15 protein-coding genes are annotated in these 18,658 nt (G+C 41.6%); all 15 read left to right on the top strand.

The genetic code is table 11. The features are described 5' to 3' along the window. Nucleotides 1-1,649: diguanylate cyclase (locus ACKVDP_RS12585; RefSeq protein ID WP_409229234.1), on the top strand; the 1,649-nt coding region annotated here is incomplete at its 5' end. A gap of 70 nt (nucleotides 1,650-1,719) precedes the next feature. Continuing rightward, a complete protein-coding gene (locus tag ACKVDP_RS12580; RefSeq protein ID WP_409229233.1) occupies nucleotides 1,720-3,492 on the top strand; it encodes a putative bifunctional diguanylate cyclase/phosphodiesterase in 1,773 nt (590 codons plus the stop codon). A gap of 209 nt (nucleotides 3,493-3,701) precedes the next feature. Beyond that, nucleotides 3,702-4,847 (top strand): BMP family lipoprotein, encoded by a 1,146-nt coding sequence (locus ACKVDP_RS12575; RefSeq protein WP_409229232.1) that lies wholly within the window; start codon nucleotides 3,702-3,704, stop codon nucleotides 4,845-4,847. A gap of 243 nt (nucleotides 4,848-5,090) precedes the next feature. Next, a complete protein-coding gene (locus ACKVDP_RS12570) occupies nucleotides 5,091-6,641 on the top strand; it encodes an ABC transporter ATP-binding protein (protein ID WP_458306250.1) in 1,551 nt (516 codons plus the stop codon). A gap of 76 nt (nucleotides 6,642-6,717) precedes the next feature. Further along, complete coding sequence (locus ACKVDP_RS12565; RefSeq protein ID WP_409229231.1) at nucleotides 6,718-7,827, top strand: ABC transporter permease; 1,110 nt, start codon at nucleotides 6,718-6,720, stop codon at nucleotides 7,825-7,827. Continuing rightward, on the top strand, nucleotides 7,827-8,792 hold the full coding sequence (locus tag ACKVDP_RS12560; RefSeq protein ID WP_409229230.1) for an ABC transporter permease: 966 nt from the start codon (nucleotides 7,827-7,829) through the stop codon (nucleotides 8,790-8,792). The genes ACKVDP_RS12565 and ACKVDP_RS12560 overlap by 1 nt, the downstream gene beginning before the upstream one ends. Before the next feature lie 128 nt (nucleotides 8,793-8,920). Further along, nucleotides 8,921-9,289, top strand: coding sequence for a zinc ribbon domain-containing protein (locus tag ACKVDP_RS12555; protein WP_409229229.1), 369 nt, complete (start codon nucleotides 8,921-8,923; stop codon nucleotides 9,287-9,289). Nucleotides 9,290-9,355: 66 nt separating this feature from the next. Further along, complete coding sequence (locus ACKVDP_RS12550) at nucleotides 9,356-10,999, top strand: M20/M25/M40 family metallo-hydrolase (protein ID WP_409229228.1); 1,644 nt, start codon at nucleotides 9,356-9,358, stop codon at nucleotides 10,997-10,999. 191 nt (nucleotides 11,000-11,190) lie between these two features. Continuing rightward, the gene (locus ACKVDP_RS12545; protein WP_409229227.1) at nucleotides 11,191-12,267 is read left to right on the top strand and encodes a fasciclin domain-containing protein; all 1,077 of its coding nucleotides are present in this window, start codon (nucleotides 11,191-11,193) and stop codon (nucleotides 12,265-12,267) included. Nucleotides 12,268-12,281: 14 nt separating this feature from the next. Beyond that, nucleotides 12,282-13,163, top strand: a complete 882-nt coding sequence (locus tag ACKVDP_RS12540; protein ID WP_409229226.1) for a helix-turn-helix domain-containing protein — start codon at nucleotides 12,282-12,284, stop codon at nucleotides 13,161-13,163. A gap of 165 nt (nucleotides 13,164-13,328) precedes the next feature. After that, nucleotides 13,329-14,003: a response regulator transcription factor gene (locus ACKVDP_RS12535; RefSeq protein WP_409229225.1), complete on the top strand. Its 675-nt coding sequence runs from the start codon at nucleotides 13,329-13,331 to the stop codon at nucleotides 14,001-14,003. 4 nt (nucleotides 14,004-14,007) lie between these two features. After that, nucleotides 14,008-15,429, top strand: coding sequence for a sensor histidine kinase (locus ACKVDP_RS12530; RefSeq protein WP_409229224.1), 1,422 nt, complete (start codon nucleotides 14,008-14,010; stop codon nucleotides 15,427-15,429). Between the two features lie 76 nt (nucleotides 15,430-15,505). Then, nucleotides 15,506-16,084, top strand: coding sequence for an HD domain-containing protein (locus ACKVDP_RS12525; protein WP_409229223.1), 579 nt, complete (start codon nucleotides 15,506-15,508; stop codon nucleotides 16,082-16,084). 25 nt (nucleotides 16,085-16,109) lie between these two features. Further along, entirely contained in the window at nucleotides 16,110-17,486 is a 1,377-nt protein-coding gene (locus ACKVDP_RS12520) for a tryptophanase (RefSeq protein ID WP_409229222.1), read from the top strand. Nucleotides 17,487-17,545: 59 nt separating this feature from the next. Beyond that, nucleotides 17,546-18,490 (top strand): alpha/beta hydrolase, encoded by a 945-nt coding sequence (locus tag ACKVDP_RS12515; protein WP_409229221.1) that lies wholly within the window; start codon nucleotides 17,546-17,548, stop codon nucleotides 18,488-18,490. Nucleotides 18,491-18,658: the final 168 nt, after the last annotated feature.

Raw genomic sequence — 18,658 nt, 5'->3', positions numbered from 1 at the left:
TAATTATGGGGATGTTGCTTATGAACAAGAAGCTATCAAGACTGATTGATGATATGCTAGAGGAAGCAAGGGCTGAAGTCAATTTAAATCCAGACAGATCCATGGAGCTTTGTAATGAAGCGTTAGCTGTTTCAATGGAGACAGGTAGAAATGATAAGATAGGCGATTGCTATATTGGCATGGCCTTTGTTGCAAGAACAAAATCCGATAAAAGCAATATACTCGACTACTCCTTCAAGGCACTTGGCGAGTATGAAAAGGTAAATTCCATGGAAGGTATATCAAAGGCATATAATCTTATTGGTGTGGCTTATTTCTACAGCTCCATGTATGAGGAAGCCATCAGATACTTTCTTGATGGCCTGAACAACCTGAAGGAGTTTAGCAATCCAAATCTATTAGGAAGTATCCTTAACAATATCGGAGAGGTCTACAGAGAATCAGGCATGTATGATAAGGCTTTGGAATTCTATGAGAGGGCATATGAAATTTCTGAAGAGCACAGCCTTAAATATTATCAGGCGACCATTCTTGGTAATATTGGTGAAGTTTATCTTATCCAGGAAAACCATAGCAAGGCCTTGGAATATCTTATGAAATCTTATGGAATTCTTGACGAGGGTAAGGACCTTGTCAGCATGGGAGAAGTAGCCAACAAAATCGGCAAGGCTCAGCAAATAAAAGGGAATGTTGAACTGGCAGAGGATTATTTCAAAAGAGCCCTTAGAATATTGGATAGGGTGGACAATCAGTTCTATAGGATAGATGTGCTTTCAAATCTTGCACTTACAAAAGAGGACCCGGAAGAAACAATTGCAATATTAAAGGATGCAATTTCAACTGCTCTGGGAGTGGGTGCAAAGAAAAAACTAAGTGATTTATATCAGAAGGTGTCAATCCAGTATGAAAACATCATGGATTACAGGACAGCACTTTCCTATCACAAGAAATTCTTCTTGATAAATCAGGAAATCATGAATTCAAACATTAGAAACAGGCTTGAGATTCTTAATGTTGAAATCAGACATCTTGAAGAAAAAGATAGGCTTGACCAGGTTAAGAGAACTCTAGAAAAGGAGCTTGAGGAAAATAGAAAAGAGCTTGAAGATGTTAGACAATCCAACACCATTCTTGAAAGGGAGGCCTTTGAGGATGAACTTACTGAAATTCCTAATAGGAGAAGTGTAAATCTTCAGCTGAAAAGGTTACTTTCAAACTACAGGGGAAAAAACAGTACAATCGCTGTCTTTATTGTTGATATTGACAATTTCAAGGAATATAACGACTATTGGGGGCACAGTGAAGGAGACCGATGCCTTAAGGAAATTGCCAAAGAGCTCCAGGCCATTTCTCGAAGAAGTGGTGACATGGTTGGAAGGTATGGTGGAGAAGAATTTGTTTACATTTCAAAATCATCCAAATTTGAAGAGGCAGTCAACCTTGGAAATCTTATGCGAAACAGGATCAAGAAATTGAACCTGAAATATGATCACAGCGAAACTAGAAGCCCGGTGAGCATAAGCGTCGGAGGTGTGTTTGGGAAAACTGTAGACTTAAGCGAGTATTCTCAGATTATGGAGATTGCTGACAGAGAATTATACAGGGCAAAATCAGATGGCAGAAACAGGTCTTATGTTGCTTCAGTATAGTTTTGAGAAAGATTGAAATAGAAAATTTTGGATTTTCATATTAAAAAACATTAGGGATTAAGGAGACTATATGGATTATATTATTGATGGTAAGCCAAATGTTAAAAGCATAACAGCAATGGATAATAAAATAGAAAAACTTGGCAAGGATCTCATGGAAAAGGAGAGGCTCTTTCGAACTTTATTTGAGCAGGCGAATCTTGGCATTACAATCGGTCACAACGGAAGCTACATGGAAGAGACTCTGGCAGGTTCACCCACCATCAACAAAAAGTTTCAGGAAATAGTTGGAAGAAGCTATGAAGAGCTTCTGAAGATTGGATGGGAGAACATAACCCATCCAGATGATGTACAGATGGATAGGGAAAATTTCTTGAGGCTATGGAGGGGTGAGATAGACGATTTCCAAATGGAAAAAAGATATATCAAACCAGACGGTAGCCATGTATGGGTGGATATGAAAATTTGCAGACTTATTCTCGATAAGCTGGAGGGTTTCAACTATATTTGTTTTGTGGAGGACATAAGCAAGAGAAAGCAGAATGAACAAAAGCTTATGTACATATACGAACATGACCCGCTTACAGGATTGTATAATAGAAGATATTTCAGTACATACATTGAAGATATGGATACCGTTGAAAACTCAGTGGCTATACTTGCAAACATTAAAAATTTCAGCTTGCTCAATCTTACATATGGTTACGGTTATGCTGAAGAGTTGATACAAAGTATCGGTAAAAGTCTAAGTGAACTTCAGGATTCCCATACCAAGGTATTTCATATATCAATTGATAGATTTATTGTACTTTTGGAGAAAGTTAAAGACAGGGGATACATTGAAAGCATAAGTTGGGAAATTGTAAGTAGGATGGATGAATCTATGCCGATCAATACCATCCATGGATATCTGGGAATCCTTGAGCTTGGTGAAGTAGGCAGGGATGTTGATAGAATTCTGAAGTATAGCTCCATTGCAGCCAAGACTGCCAGTGATAGACAGGAGGGAAGATTTTGCTTGTTTAGCAAGGAAATGGAAAGGAAGATTTTGAGGAGAGAAAGAATACAGGAAAATATTGCAGGCTATGTTGATGGGAGAATATCAAAGGGTTTGTTTATGGAATATCAGCCAATTATTGATGCAAGGACACTGGATGTACACGGCTTTGAGGCTTTGGCAAGATTTAACAGTCCTCAATTAGGTCTTGTTCCTCCAAATGAGTTTATAGAAATCGCAGAGAGCAATAAGCTTATTGTCCCATTGGGAAGAGATATAATGAGGCAATCTTTTTCATTCCTCAATTCTCTTGAAGAAAGGGGATACAACGATATTTTCATATCAATAAACATTTCCATAATTCAACTCCTCAGGGATGATTTCATACCAGACCTGATTCAGGCATCAAGAGAAACGGGCATTAGCTTGGATAAGGTCAACCTGGAGCTTACAGAATCGATTTTCAGCAGCAACATCACAGAGATAAACACTAAGCTAAGTAGACTTAAGCAGTTGGGAATTGAAACGGCCATTGATGATTTTGGAACGGGCTATTCCTCCCTTTCAAGGGAAAGGGACCTTGATATAAGCTGCCTTAAAATAGACAAGGCATTTATTGACAAGCTGGATTCTACAAATGAAGGGGACAGCATAACCAGTGATATCATATCCTTGGCTCATAAATTGGGTCATGTGGTAGTCGCCGAAGGAGTTGAGACTGAAAACCAAATGAACTATCTGATAAAGAACAAATGTGATTATTTTCAAGGTTACTATTTTAGCAAACCTTTATCAGGGGAGAATTCCATAGAGTTTATCAGGAAGCTTCGAAATAATGGAATGTAGATATTTCCCGGTTAAGGGGAGTGGACCTATTCTGAAATATAAATGAGTATTAGTTAGAATAAAAATATAATGGGTAAATATTTTATTGGAGGGCCTGAATATAGTCGGTGGATACCAGTGAAATTACAAATTTGTTGTAATTGAATTGGAAAACCGTTATAATTAGGTCATACACATAAGCTTTACGATTATATTAAGGGGGTAATACGATGAAAAGAATACTGGCAATTGCTTTGGCAATCATGTTGGTAGCAGCAAGTTTGGCAGGATGTTCAACTGGTGGAGATGGCGGAAGCGATGGCTACGAGATAGCCCTTATAACAGACAAGGGTAATATCGATGACAAGTCATTTAACCAGGGTGCTTGGGAAGGTGTGGTTGCTTTTGCAGAAGAAAACAACATTTCACACACTTACATCAAGCCTGAGGAAGCATCAGATGCAGGTTACCTAGCAGCAATCGACCTTGCTGTTCAGGGAGGAGCTGAGATAATAGTAACTCCTGGATTCCTTTTTGAAGTGCCGATATACGAAGCACAGACAGCTTATCCGGATGTGAAGTTCATCCTTTTGGACGGAGCACCACATACCGCTGACTATTCAGTATTTGAAACAAAAGAAAATGTAGCAAGTATATTTTACGCTGAAGAAGAGTCAGGATTCCTTGCAGGCTATGCAGCTGTAATGGACGGAATGACCGATCTTGGATTCATGGGCGGAATGGCGGTTCCTGCTGTTCAGGCATTCGGTTATGGATTCCTTCAGGGTGCTGAGTATGCAGCAAACGAAATGGGGATGGCAGACGGTTCAGTTGAAGTAACATATCACTATACTGGAAACTTTGAAGAGAATGATACCAACAAGGCTACAGCAAGTACGATGTACCAGGAAGGCGTAGAGGTAATCTTCGCTGCTGGTGGAGCAGTTGGTAAGAGTGTTATGTCAGCAGCTTCAGAAGCTGATGCAAAAGTAATAGGTGTTGACGTTGACCAGAGATATGACAGCGAAACAGTTATAACTTCAGCTACAAAGGGACTTGCAGCTTCAGTTATAAGCGTACTTGAGTCAATCTATAATGATACATGGGACACATATTCAGGAACATCAACCTACTTCAACGCTTCCAATGACGGCGTTGGTCTTCCAACCGAGGTTCTTGGAGAAGAGGGTGGAGATGCATTTGACAGATTTGAATCCTTCGACCAGGCAGCATATGATGAAATATTTGCAGAGCTTGCAGCAGGAAACATGGATATCCTTCGTCAAATCGAAGTGGCTGATGCTTCAGGTTATGCAACTGCAGATGAGCTTACAGAAGCTCTTGGCCTTGTAAAGGTATCTGTAACTACAAGATAACAATAATAGCTTCATAACATATTGGCCTTTGCCTTATGGAAGCAAAAGACCAGGGAAAGGCAACTGCCTTTCCCTGGTCTAGTTTTTGAAGATAAATATTTTGAAATAATAAAAGCTGCCACAAATTTACTTCGAATCGGTTAAATTTTGCTCGAAAAAATGGCAGCTTTTATGGTATCATGTTTATATCAGTGGGTATGAAGTAGATAGTATTAAAAAAATAAAAGATAAGAAGAGGTTAACGTGGAAAATTATATTGTTGAAATGCTTAATATTACAAAAGAGTTCCCGGGTATTATTGCAAATGACAATATTACCTTAAAATTGAAAAAAGGAGAAATCCATGCCCTTCTAGGCGAGAACGGAGCTGGGAAATCCACCTTGATGAGCGTGCTTTTTGGACTGTATCAGGCAGAAAAGGGCGAAATCAGAAAAAATGGCAAAAAGGTGACCATAAACAACCCCAATGATGCAAACGCATTGGGAATAGGAATGGTTCACCAGCATTTTAAGCTGGTTGAGGTTTTTACAGTCCTTGAGAATATAATTCTCGGTGTTGAACCTGTGAAAAATGGTTTCCTGGAAATGGAACAGTCCAAGGACAAGATAATGGAGCTCAGTGAGCAGTATGGACTTAAGATAAGCCCAGACTCCCTCATTGAAGACATTTCTGTGGGAATGCAGCAAAGGGTGGAGATTCTCAAGATGCTATATAGGGACAACGAGATCCTTATTTTTGACGAGCCCACAGCTGTGCTAACTCCCCAGGAGATCAAGGAGCTTCTCCAAATAATGAAGGATCTTGCTGCAGAAGGTAAGTCGATTTTGTTTATTACCCATAAGCTAAATGAAATCATGGAGGTTGCGGACAGGTGCACAGTCCTAAGGAAGGGTAAATACATCGGTACAGTTGACGTTGAAAAAACAACAAAGGAAGAGCTTTCAAGAATGATGGTTGGACGTGATGTAAGCTTTTCTGTAGAAAAGGAAGAGAACAAACCAGGAGATGTAATCCTGTCAATTAAGAATATGACTGTGGCATCAAAAACCCATAAGAACAATGCCGTAAAGGATGTATCATTTGATGTAAGAGCTGGAGAAATTGTATGCCTCGCAGGAATTGACGGAAACGGTCAATCTGAATTTGTGTATGGCCTTACTGGACTTGAAAAGTTGGTTTCTGGAGAGATTACACTTCGTGGAAAGGATATCTCAAAAGCCTCCATAAGAGAAAGGTCTGCATCAGGAATGAGCCATATCCCGGAAGACAGACACAAGCATGGTCTAGTGCTGGACTACAAGCTTGAGGAAAACCTAATACTACAAAGATATTGGCAGCCTAAATTCCAGAAGAATCAATTCATCAAGTTTGATGAAATGAGAAATTATGCGGAGGAACTGATAGAAAGATTTGACATACGGAGCAGTCAGGGTCCAACCACCATGACAAGGAGCATGTCCGGGGGAAACCAACAAAAGGCAATAATAGCCCGTGAAATTGACAAGGAGCATGAGTTGCTTGTAGCGGTACAGCCAACAAGGGGACTTGATGTAGGTGCGATCGAGTATATTCACAGTCAGCTAATTGCAAGCAGGGATGCCGGAAAGGCAGTCCTCTTGGTGTCTTTGGAGCTTGATGAGGTAATGAATGTCAGCGATAGGATCCTTGTGATATACGAAGGTGAAATCGTCGGGGAACTTGATCCCAAGGAAACTACCACACAGGAGCTGGGCCTGTACATGGCTGGAGCCAAGAGAAACACTGAAAAGGAGACTGGACATGCAGGGGAATAATAATAATGATAAACCAAAATACAACTTTAAGAGAATAACATCCCATCCAGGCTTCAAATCTCTAGGAGCAGCATTCATGGCAGTTTTTCTAGGATTGGTAGTTGGATTTATAATAATGCTGATTGCAAGTCCAGGTAACGCAGTAGCAGGATTTAGGTTTGTTCTTTTAGGAGGTATGAGAAGACTTGGAGATGTACTCTACTTTGCAACACCTATACTGATGACTGGTTTGGCTGTTGGATTCGCCTTTAAGATGGGCTTGTTCAACATTGGTGCTTCAGGGCAGTATACAATGGGAATGTTCTTTGCCCTTTATGTTGCTTTCATGTGGGACCTGCCTGGAAGCACCCACTGGATAGTGGCAATTCTTGCAGGCTTTCTAGGGGGTATGATCTGGGGATTCATTCCAGGAATATTCAAGGCACTTCTAAATGTAAACGAGGTAATAACATCAATTATGTTCAACTACATTGGTATGTACCTGGTGGACATGTGGATCCAGAATAATGGTGTAATGTATAACTCTTCGATGACAAGAACCAGATACATCGATTCGGGTGTTCAGATACCAGCGCTTGGAATTGCGGGATCAAACGTCAATTTCGGAATCGTTTTTGGAATTTTAATAGCAATAATTTTATACATTGTCCTTGAAAAGACGACCTTTGGATATGAGTTGAAGGCAACCGGACACAACAAGCATGCTGCAGAGTACGCAGGTATGCAGGGCAAGAGAAACATTATCCTTACCATGGTAATTGCTGGAGGGATGGCAGGTCTTGGCGGGGCTTTTGCAATACTGGCACCATCAGCAATAGCAGGCAGCAGTATGACCTATGAACCCATAAACATAATCGCTACAAATGGCTTTACAGGAATTGCTGTTGCACTTCTTGGTAGCGCCCATCCAATAGGTACCATACTGTCGGCAACCTTCATCTCCTATATACAAAGGGGAGGAACCCTGACAAGTCTTGTTGGATTCAAGCCTGAAATTATTGATATCGTAGTTGCTGTAATAATATACTTCTCAGCCTTTGCGATGATAATGAATACGGCAATTGCTAGATTTATAAAGGCTAGACTTGGTAAGGATGAAAATGAACCACTTTTGGAATTGGGTGAGGAGCCTGTTGAGGAAGTGGAGTCACAGATGGAACAAGATACTGAAAAGGAGGCAGAATAATGGATGTTGTATATTATTTGATTCAAAACATGCTTCCTGTAGGTGTACCACTACTTCTAGTTGCCCTTGGGGGTATGTTCAGTGAAAGAAGTGGTGTAATTAACATTGCTCTTGAAGGAATCATGCTCTTTGGGGCATTTTTCGGGGCGTTATTCGTATTGAATGTCCAGGGCACATCAATGGGTCCCCAGACCATACTTCTTATCGGGATGGTGGTTGCAGGTGTTTCTGGGCTTATCTACTCACTTTTACTATCATTCGCATCCATAAACATGAAGGCAAACCAGGTTATTGTTGGAACTGCATTGAACATGCTGATCCCAGCTATCATACTGCTTTTTTCCAAGATGTTTTTCAACAGTGACGGCATTACCACAAACATGAGGTTTTATATAAGGGAAATACCAGTTTTGAGCAGGATTCCAGTAATTGGTCAGATGTTCTTCCAAAGGACCTACCTTACTGTAATAATTGGTTTTATAATTCTTGCCATAGCAGTGGTTCTGCTATATAAGACCCGGTTTGGTCTCAGGCTTCGAGCCTGCGGTGAGCATCCTCATGCAGCTGATTCCGTAGGTATAAACGTATACAAGATGAGATATGCTGGTGTAAGCCTGTCAGGTATTCTGGCAGGAATAGGAGGCTTCTTCTATGCGGTAGGGGTGACTGATGGGAATGTCAGCGGACACACTGGAGTTGCAGGCTTTGGATTCCTTGCTTTGGCTGTTATGATCTTCGGTCAGTGGAAGCCAATAAGAATAATGTTTGCAGCAATGTTCTTCGCATTCCTCAGAACATTGGCATATTCCGTATCCCTTATACCCTTCCTGTTTGACCTTGGTATAAACCAGACCTACTACAGGATATTACCATATCTTGCAACCATGGTAGTTCTTGCTCTTACCTCGAAGAATTCACGGGCACCCAAGGCGGAAGGTATTCCATATGATAAATCGCAACGGTGAAGTTCTTCCTACAATAATCATTCGTCCCTGGTGGAAACACCAGGGACATTATTTTGTTTAGTCCTTTTACCATCAAGAAATAGTAATGTATAATAATCATATAATTGATAACAGAAAGGTTGGAGACTATGATATTTATTGCAGGAGTCTATCCAATACAGAAAAAGCTTGAATATGAAGGTGGTCCTGAGGTATGTAACAGCTGTGGGAGATATGGAAGCTACCAGGTCTATATGGAATACAATACCTTCAGCTTGTTTTTCATACCAATAGTAAAATGGAAGAGAAGGTATTTTGTGGTTACAACCTGCTGTGGTGAAAGATTTCAGTTGGATGCAGAGGTTGGAGAAAGAATTGAACGGGGTGAGAGTATCCGTATAAGGGAAGAGGACCTGACCTACAAAGAAGGCTTTGGAAGTATTAGATACTGCAATGACTGCGGTCAGCCCTTGGATCCAAGCTTTACCTACTGCCCGAACTGTGGTAAAAGGCAGTAATTTCATATTGTGAATTTATTGCTTTACTGATACAATGTGGTAAGAATAATTCTTGGGAGTGATAAAATGGATAGAAGAGAAAGAATTGAAAGTATACTGAAGGACTATGTAGGGACTGTAACCCATACTGGAACAGAGCTTGAAAGGAACAATCAGATATTTTTCAAGAAATGGTTTGAGGAACAGGGATATCTAAGACAGAATCCAGACAATTTCGGATTTCATGATATTGAAGGAGACAATTTTGGAAGGAAGGTTCCCTGGTGTCTATTGAAGGGTGAAGGAAGTGATACAATTATCCTGATTCATCATACAGATATTGTGGATACGGATGCTTACGGTGTTTACAGCGAACTTGCCTACAAGCCTGATGAAATCACACAGCTATTCAGGGAAGGAAAGGTCGAAATTTCCGAAGAGGTAAAGAAGGACCTGGATAGTGGAGATTGGCTGTTTGGAAGAGGCGTTGCTGACATGAAGGGAGGCGCTTCAATTCACCTGGCACTGGTAGAGGAGTACATGAAGGATAAGGACTTCAAGGGAAACATAATACTAATCGGTGTGCCGGATGAAGAAAACCTTTCTGCTGGAATGAGGGGAGCGGTTACGCTTCTTAAAGAGCTTAAGGAAAAGCATACTCTGAATTACGTGCTGCTTCTTAATGTTGAGCCTCATGACAGACACGATCCTCAGGTTCAGACTTTGTATGACGGATCAGTTGGAAAGCTTATGCCTGTAGTTTATGTTAGGGGTGCACTTACACATGTTGGACATATTTTCCAGGGCTTAAACCCAATTAATCTACTGTCTGAAATAGTCAGAAGAACAGAGGTAAACCCGGACTTCCTTGAAAAGGTTGGCAATACTGTAACTCCACCTCCCACTTGGTTATATATGAAGGATGGAAAGAATGTTTATGATGTCAGTCTACCCATGTCAGCTGCAGGATATATGAGTGTCCTGACTCTGGCCAAGCCACCTAAGGACATATTTGAAGCCCTGAGAAAGATATCTGAGGATTCATTTGAGGCTGTGATTGAAGAGCTTAATATGAGCTATTCCAAATATCTCCAGCTGAAAGGTGAAGACCAGAAAAGGCTACCCTGGAAATCAAACGTAAAGCTTTATGGTGAGCTATATGAACAAGCAAGAAGGGATTCAGGAGAAGATTTCCTCAAAGCAATCGAGAAGCATATGGAGGAGACCAAGGAAGGAATCAACAATCAAAGCATAACCCTGATTGATGGTGCCTACGGTATTATAGAAAAGACCATGGAGTATGTAAATGACCTATCTCCAATGATAGTGATTGCACTTGCACCACCATATTATCCAAACGTTAATAATCTGATGATTCCTGAAGGGAAGAGAAGGATTGATTCAGCCTTGGAGGATATGATGAATATGGTTAGGGAAGAATGGAATCAGGATTGCTTCGTTCAGAATTATTTCACTGGTATATCCGACCTATCCTATGGGATGTTTGAGGCTGACAAGGAAAACATTGGTTACATTGAAGATAACATGCTTATGTGGAAGGATGTATACTATATTCCACTTGGCACTATCAAGGAACTTTCCATGCCTGTCCTTAACGTTGGACCATGGGGGAAGGATTACCACAAATATGTTGAGAGGGTATACAAGGTAGATCTTTACGAAAGAACACCTAAGATGGTGGATAAATTAATTAAGTCAATTCTAGTTTAATAGCTACTTGGAGAGCCCTAGGGCTCTTTTTTTTGCCCACTAAAATCACATAAAGAAATAATATCTAAAAATAAGTTAAAAAATATTTCAAAAAGGGGTTGACAAATATCACGTAATGAAATATTCTGTACTTACAGAAAGAAATTAAACATAACCATATAAAACAAACGAGAAAACAAGGAGGAAGAAAAATGAAAAAGATTATGAGTATCATGTTGGCATTGATGTTGGCAATTAGCATCCCGGTATTCGCAGAAGAAGGAACGATAGTTGATATAGCGGTTGGTTCGGAGGACTTCAGCATCCTGGTAGCGGCACTGCAAGAGGCAGAGCTTGTAGGGGCACTACAGGGAGAGGGACCCTTCACAGTGTTTGCACCTACAGATGCTGCCTTTGCAAAGCTACTTGGTGAACTTGGAATAGAGGCAGGAGACCTTCTGGCACATCCACAGCTTTCAGAGGTGCTTCTATACCATGTGGTATCAGGCAAGGTAATGAGCACTGACCTGTCAGATGGAATGATGGCACCAACCCTCAAGGGAGACAACATTGTTGTAGACCTTGACGGCGGAGTAAGAATCAACAGCTCAAATGTCATAACAGCAGACATTGAAGCAAGCAACGGAGTGATTCATGTAATAGACACAGTACTGGTACCTTCAGACTTTGTTCTATCGGCAGAGGAACCAGCTGAAGAAGCACCTGGAACAATAGTTGACCTCGCAGTGGGCTCAGAGGATTTCAGCATCCTTGTTGCAGCACTGCAAGAGGCAGAGCTTGTGGGAGCGCTTCAGGGAGAGGGACCATTCACAGTATTCGCACCAACAAATGAAGCATTTGCAAAATTGCTTGGTCAATTGGGAATAGAGGCAGGAGACCTTTTGGCACACCCACAGCTTTCAGAAGTACTGCTCTACCATGTGGTATCAGGCAAGGTAATGAGCACAGACCTGTCAGACGGAATGATGGCACCAACCCTTAAGGGAGACAACATAACAGTGGACCTTGACGGGGGAGTAAGGATCAACAGCTCAAACGTAATCTCAGCAGACATCGAAGCAAGCAACGGAGTGATCCATGTAATAGACACAGTACTTGTACCTTCAGACTTTGTACTATCAGCAGAAGCACCAGCTGAAGAAGTGCCAGTTATGACAGCACTTCCAGCGACCGGATCAAATGACATGTCACAATTGACACTCTTTGGTGGAATCGGTATGATAGCAGTAGGGATATTTGTGGCATTCAGAAGAAAAATCACCGGATAGACAGGAGGACTGAGATGAGCAATTTTGGAACCAGGTTAAAGGAAGCCAGAAAAAAAACAGGCATAACACAGAAGGACTTGTCCTCAAAGCTTGGGATTGCTCAATCGACAGTTGCAAATTATGAGAACAATACAAGATTCCCTGGGGAGACAATCCTCAGGGAAATCTCTGAGTATCTAAACACAAGCATAGATTACCTTATGGGAGTTGAGGAGACAAGCTATTCTCAAGAGACTGAAGGCCTGGAGCTGACTGATAGGGTACTGGAGAATTTTATCGCCAACCTGATTCAGGGAAAAGGTGAAGAAGCAAAAAAAATCGCAAAAGCCATCCATTCAGGAGGAATGAAACTGACACAAATCATAACGGACCTGTTCATCCCAACCCTGTACAGGCTGGGGCAAATGTGGGAGAGGGACGAGATAACAGTGGCTCAGGAGCATTACTCCACGGGCATAATATCCTCCCTGACCGAGTTTCTCTCGGAGGTCGAACCAACGACCAACACAAAGAGGCATGTGGCCCTTTTCATGACCCCAGGTGATGAGGAACACACCCTGAGTCTAAGGTTTGTATCCCAGTTTTTCAGGGCGGCAGGCTGGAGGATCATATTCATAGGAAGGAGCATTCCCCTGTGGGATTTGAAGCAGGTGATAAAGCAGGGAGAGGTTGATCTTGTGGTCCTTTCAGTATTCTCAACAGGGAGCCTTAACAGTGCTGAATATCTTGTTCAGGCTTTAAGGAATGAAGGTGGAAAACAATCACCAAAGATCCTAATGGGGGGTCGGGGAATAGACACCAGGGAATTGGCTGAAAAGGCTGGAGCTGACATCTATCTTGATAACCTTGAGGACTTGGCGGAAAAGATAATGGAAATTGAAGAGATGATTAAATAGGACAGACTCAAAACTTGAGTCTGTTGTTTCTTTTTCGCTGATTTGCTATTATTGAACTGAAGGTGGTATTTTAGACATCAGAGAAAAGTATGTACAACATATAAAATATCATCTTTTCACATGATGTTCACATGGATATTATAAAATGAACCAAGAGGTGATAATATGTACAGAATCCTTGTTGTTGATGATGAAGAGAAAATCAGAGAGGTCGTCAAGGAATACGGCGAGTTCAATGGCCACAAGGTATATGAGGCTGAGGATGGATTACAGGCTGTGAACATGTGCAGGGAAAATGAGTTCAACATAATAGTAATGGATATAATGATGCCCAGGCTTGATGGGTTTATGGCAGTCAAGGAAATAAGAAAATTTTCCAGCACCCCGGTATTGATGCTTTCTGCAAGAGGAGAGGAATACGACAAGCTATTTGGATTTGAACTTGGGATAGATGATTATGTGACCAAGCCATTTTCCCCGAAGGAGCTGATGGCCAGAATCAACGCCATAATAAGCCGTGACAAGGGAAGAGAAAACAGGGATCTACTACTCTTCAAGGGGATCAAGATAGACCTTGATGGAAGAAATGTACATGTTGATGGCAAGAAGATAGATATGACCCCAAAGGAATATGACCTACTGGTATACATGGCCCAAAACAAGAACAGGGCCTTAACCCGTGAGCAGCTTCTGAGGGACATATGGGGATATGATTTTTATGGTGATGACAGGACCATAGATACGCACATTAAGATGCTTAGAAGCAATCTTGGAGCTTATAGGGACTATGTTGTAACCATAAGGGGATTAGGATACAAATTTGAGCCTGGAAATGAGTGATGGCATGAAAAAAGTATTGGGTGTAAAGTCTCTGAATTTTAAATTATGGACATATTTTATGACCTTTGCCGCAATAATTATGATCATATTGTGGCTACTTCAGATTGTATTCATAAACAGCTTTTACAAGACAATGAAGACTAACGAAATCAAGAAAATTGGGAACCAGCTGGTGGCACTTTACGGGACGGAAGAGTTTGAACAGGAGCTACTGGACAAATCCTTTTCAGAAGGAATAGTCATAAATATCCTTAATCAGGATGGTGGTGTAGTTTACCCGCTGGATATAATGGATTTTATTAGAAGGCCAAGACTTCAGGAGTCTGCATTTTCCCAGTTTCTGAATCAACTTTACATGTCAGAGGACAATTTTACCGTCTACACTAGGAGTCATGAAAGCTTGGATGCTGAGACCATCGTCTATGGTGCTGTTCTTGAAAATAGAGTAGGTCCAAATTATTTTCTATTTATCAATACAATTCTTGAGCCAATTGACTCTACGGTAAATGTATTGAAGAATCAGCTCCTGGTAATAACATTAATTTCGCTTGTTCTTTCAATGGGCCTGTCACTTTTCCTTTCAAATAGACTTTCAGCGCCAATAATAAGCATCACAAGAAGTGCAAAGGGTTTGGGTGAAGGAAGGTATGATGTGGAGTTCAGAAAGGGTGATTATCAGGAGATCGACAATCTTGCCGATACCTTAAGTCAGGCAACCAAGGAGCTTAAGAAAAGTGAAGAGCTGAGGCGGGACTTTATTGCAAATATAACTCATGACCTAAAGACACCTCTTACACTTATAAAATCCTATGGTGAGATGATTAGGGATATATCCGGTGATAATATCCAAAAGAGGGACGAGCATCTGAACACAATAATACAGGAAACGGACAAACTCAGCAGACTAGTTGATGATATGCTGGATCTCACTAAGATCCAATCAGAGCTTAGAGAACTTAAAATGGAGGAGTTTGATCTTCGTAATGAATCCGAACATGTTTTGGAAAGGTTCAGCTATTTTGTGGAGAATGAAGGATTTGAAATTACATTAAGCTCAGAGGGAGAAACTGGACTCATTGGTGATAAGCTGAAGATTTCACAGGCAGTCTACAACCTGGTAAACAATGCCATCAATTACTCACTGGATGATAAAAGGATTGAAATTAAAATGGAAGGTAATCTAGATGAGGTGAAATTTTCAATCAAGGATTATGGCCAGGGAATTCATAAGGAGGAGCAGGATTATATCTGGGAAAGGTACTATCGAGGTGGAAAGAGTCACACCAGGCAGAAGACCGGATCTGGTATTGGTCTGTCACTGGTAAAGACAATTGTTCTTGCCCATAAAGGCCATGTAGGGGTAGAAAGCAGCCCTGGGGAAGGAAGCATCTTCTGGTTTATATTACCAAGAAACCTGAAGGAGTGACCAAGGAGTTCTTGTCTTTTGTGAGAAAATTATGTAAAATAAGATAATAGAATAGATTAAAGAAAGAAGGGATTTTGTGTCAGATTACAAACCAACGAGAGAGGAAGCATACGAGCTGCTAACAAAATATGTTGAAAATGACAGTCAGATCAAGCATGCCCTGGCAGTAGAAGCCACAATGGTACATTTTGCCCAGCTGTTTGATGAGGACCCTGAAAAATGGGGCGTGATAGGTCTTATTCACGACCTTGACTATGACAAGTACCCTGAAGAGCACTGCAAGATTACAGAGCAGATCCTCAAGGAGGAAGGCTGGCCTGAGGATTACATCAGGGGAGTGATGAGCCACGGTTGGAAGCTTTGTACAGATGTAGAGCCAAAGGGAAAAATGGAGAAGGTTATCTATACAATAGATGAGCTTACAGGGCTGGTTGCAGCTACAGCCTTGATGAGACCCAGCAAATCAATAATGGACATGGAAGCCAAGTCAGTGAAGAAGAAGTGGGGCCAGAAGTCCTTTGCTGCAGGTGTAAACAGGGATGTAATCGCTGAGGGTGCAGACATGCTTGGGATGGACATAAAGGAAGTGATCCACGAGACCATAATGGGAATGAGAAAAGTGGCTGATGAAATCGGTCTGAATGGAAACCTTTAATCATATTAAACCAGGAGGGGAAAAGATGACAAAGTATTTCGCTGAACCATTTAAAATCAAGATGGTGGAACCAATCAAGATTTTAACAAGAGAAGAGAGAATCGAAAAAATAAAGGAGGCAAATTACAACGTATTTGCCCTGGACTCAGATGATGTTTACATTGACCTTTTAACTGACAGTGGAACAGGTGCCATGAGCGCTGACCAATGGGCGGGAATCATGGTAGGAGATGAGGCTTATTCCGGATCCAGAAGCTACAAGAATCTTATGGAGTCCGCCAAGGATGTATTTGGGTATAAATATTTCCAACCTGTACATCAGGGTAGAGCTGCAGAGAAGGTTGTTATGCCAATTTTTCTTCAAGATGGTAAAGTTGCCATATCAAATATGCATTTTGATACGACGAGAGCACACGTTGAGCTTGCTGGAGCAAGGGCTATTGACTGTGTAATTCCTGAGGCATTGGACACTGTAAACTTCCACCCATTCAAAGGCAACATGGACAATGTTAAGTTAAGGGAACTGATTGAGGAGAATGGTCCGGAAAACGTTGGCATGGTTATAATAACTGTTACCAACAATAGCGCTGGAGGTCAGCCGGTGTCCATGTCAAACATCAGAGAGACTTCAGAAATCGCAAAATCCTACGGCATTCCAGTTTGCATTGATGCTGCAAGATATGCTGAAAACTCTTACTTTATAAAAATGAGAGAAGAAGGCTACCAGGACAAGTCAATCAAGGAAATTGCCCAGGAAATGTTCAGCTATGCTGATGTGTTTACCATGAGTGCAAAGAAGGATGCAATCATCAACATGGGAGGGCTTATAGGAGTCAAGGATGACCCGGACCTGTATGAAATGGTTAAGGCAAGAACAATACCTTATGAAGGCTTCATATCATATGGAGGACTTTCAGGTAGGGATATAGAAGCAATGGCCATAGGTCTTCAGGAAGGAACAAACGTTGACTTTCTAAGATACAGAATAGGTCAAATGGAATACCTTGCGGGCAAGCTGGATGAGGAAGGCATACCCTACCAGTCACCAGTTGGAGGCCATGCGGTTTTCCTTGATGCAAAGCAGCTGCTGCCACATATTCCATACTACGAGTTCCCAGGACAGGCTCTGGCAATAGAGCTTTATATTGAAGCTGGGATAAGAAGCTGTGACATCGGTTCATACATGATGGGCAATGACCCTGACACAGGAGAACAGATAGAATCACAATTTGAATTTACAAGACTTGCAGTACCAAGAAGGGTTTACACCCAGTCTCACCTTGATGTAATAGTAGAGGCACTAAAGGAAATCAAGGCAAGAAAGGATCAGGTAAAGGGATATGAAATAACCTGGGAGCCCAAGGTCCTTAGACACTTCACTGCAAAGCTTAAGCCACTATAGAAGCAAGACGACAGGAGGGTGAAGACTCTCCTGTCCTATCTATGTAAGGGGGAAAACTCATGAGAAAGGGTTTGATTATAATTATGGTTGCAGCATTATTTATGCTTGGTGGTTGTGGTGAAGGGGGTCTTCCAGAGGAGGCCTACAACCTGGAGGTTGCGGAAGGTGAAATCAAAGGGTCCCTGATGCTCCCTGAGGGAGAAGGACCCTTCAAGGTTGCAATAATCCATCAGGGGTCTGGCCCAACTGATAGGGACGGTAACAGTGCCATAGCAGGGGACAACAATAGTCTTAAGATGGTGGCAGAAGACCTGGCTCAGGCCGGAATTGCATCCCTACGTTTTGACAAGAGGGGAATCGCCAAATCAATGTCCCTGATTGAAAGTGAAGAGGACCTTGTATTTGAAGATTACGTAAATGATATGGTTATGTGGATTGAAAAGGTTGAGCAGGACGAAAGATTCAGCCAAATCTATCTTATTGGTCACAGCGAGGGTGCACTGATCTCAGCTGCCGCTGCGGCCCAGAAGGAAGTTGCAGGCTTTGTATCCCTGGCAGGAGTTGGAGAGAGGGCATCTGATACCCTGAGAAGGCAGCTGTCAGGACAGCCTGAGGAAATAACAGCCATGACCGACCCTATTATAACTGAGCTGGAGCAGGGGAGACTTGTGGAAAACGTGCCTGATGCCCTGCAATCCCTCTTTAGGGATAGCATCCAACCATATCTGATATCCTGGTTCAAGTACGACCCAACGGAAGTATATGGGGAAATCTCTTCACCAATTATGGTTATTCAAGGGGACAATGATGTACAGGTAACAGTGAATGACGCCATGATTCTTTCACAGGCAGCAGGTACAAAGCCAGTCCTCATATCTGGAATGAACCACATACTAAAAGATGCTCCAAGGGATATGGAGGGAAATCTTGAGACCTACAGCGATCCTGACCTTGAGCTCCATCCGGACCTGATGCCAGAAATAATCCAGTTTATCAATGACTAGAAACGGGATAATGTTTAATAGATGATAATGTTTATCAATAACCAGGCTGGGTAGCTATATTAATAGAGAACATTAGATTAATATAGATAAAGGAGAGATTTTATGACTTTCAAACTACCGAGTTTAAGCTATGGTTACGATGCACTTGAGCCTCACATTGATGCAAGG

This window comes from Gudongella ferriphila (assembly GCF_046224405.1).
In the GTDB taxonomy this organism is placed as follows: domain Bacteria; phylum Bacillota; class Clostridia; order Tissierellales; family Tissierellaceae; genus Gudongella.
The sequence above is the reverse complement of the archived record's forward strand: the minus strand, read 5'-3'. Positions and strand labels throughout refer to the sequence as shown.

Bases quoted from the DNA above. Each gene is read 5' to 3' on its own strand.
- ACKVDP_RS12580 (WP_409229233.1), top strand. From the start codon at position 1,720: ATGGATTATATTATTGATGGTAAGCCAAATGTTAAAAGCATAACAGCA.
- ACKVDP_RS12575 (WP_409229232.1), top strand. From the start codon at position 3,702: ATGAAAAGAATACTGGCAATTGCTTTGGCAATCATGTTGGTAGCAGCA.
- ACKVDP_RS12565 (WP_409229231.1), top strand. From the start codon at position 6,718: ATGGCAGTTTTTCTAGGATTGGTAGTTGGATTTATAATAATGCTGATT.
- ACKVDP_RS12560 (WP_409229230.1), top strand. From the start codon at position 7,827: ATGGATGTTGTATATTATTTGATTCAAAACATGCTTCCTGTAGGTGTA.
- ACKVDP_RS12555 (WP_409229229.1), top strand. From the start codon at position 8,921: ATGATATTTATTGCAGGAGTCTATCCAATACAGAAAAAGCTTGAATAT.
- ACKVDP_RS12550 (WP_409229228.1), top strand. From the start codon at position 9,356: ATGGATAGAAGAGAAAGAATTGAAAGTATACTGAAGGACTATGTAGGG.
- ACKVDP_RS12545 (WP_409229227.1), top strand. From the start codon at position 11,191: ATGAAAAAGATTATGAGTATCATGTTGGCATTGATGTTGGCAATTAGC.
- ACKVDP_RS12540 (WP_409229226.1), top strand. From the start codon at position 12,282: ATGAGCAATTTTGGAACCAGGTTAAAGGAAGCCAGAAAAAAAACAGGC.
- ACKVDP_RS12535 (WP_409229225.1), top strand. From the start codon at position 13,329: ATGTACAGAATCCTTGTTGTTGATGATGAAGAGAAAATCAGAGAGGTC.
- ACKVDP_RS12530 (WP_409229224.1), top strand. From the start codon at position 14,008: ATGAAAAAAGTATTGGGTGTAAAGTCTCTGAATTTTAAATTATGGACA.
- ACKVDP_RS12520 (WP_409229222.1), top strand. From the start codon at position 16,110: ATGACAAAGTATTTCGCTGAACCATTTAAAATCAAGATGGTGGAACCA.
- ACKVDP_RS12515 (WP_409229221.1), top strand. From the start codon at position 17,546: ATGAGAAAGGGTTTGATTATAATTATGGTTGCAGCATTATTTATGCTT.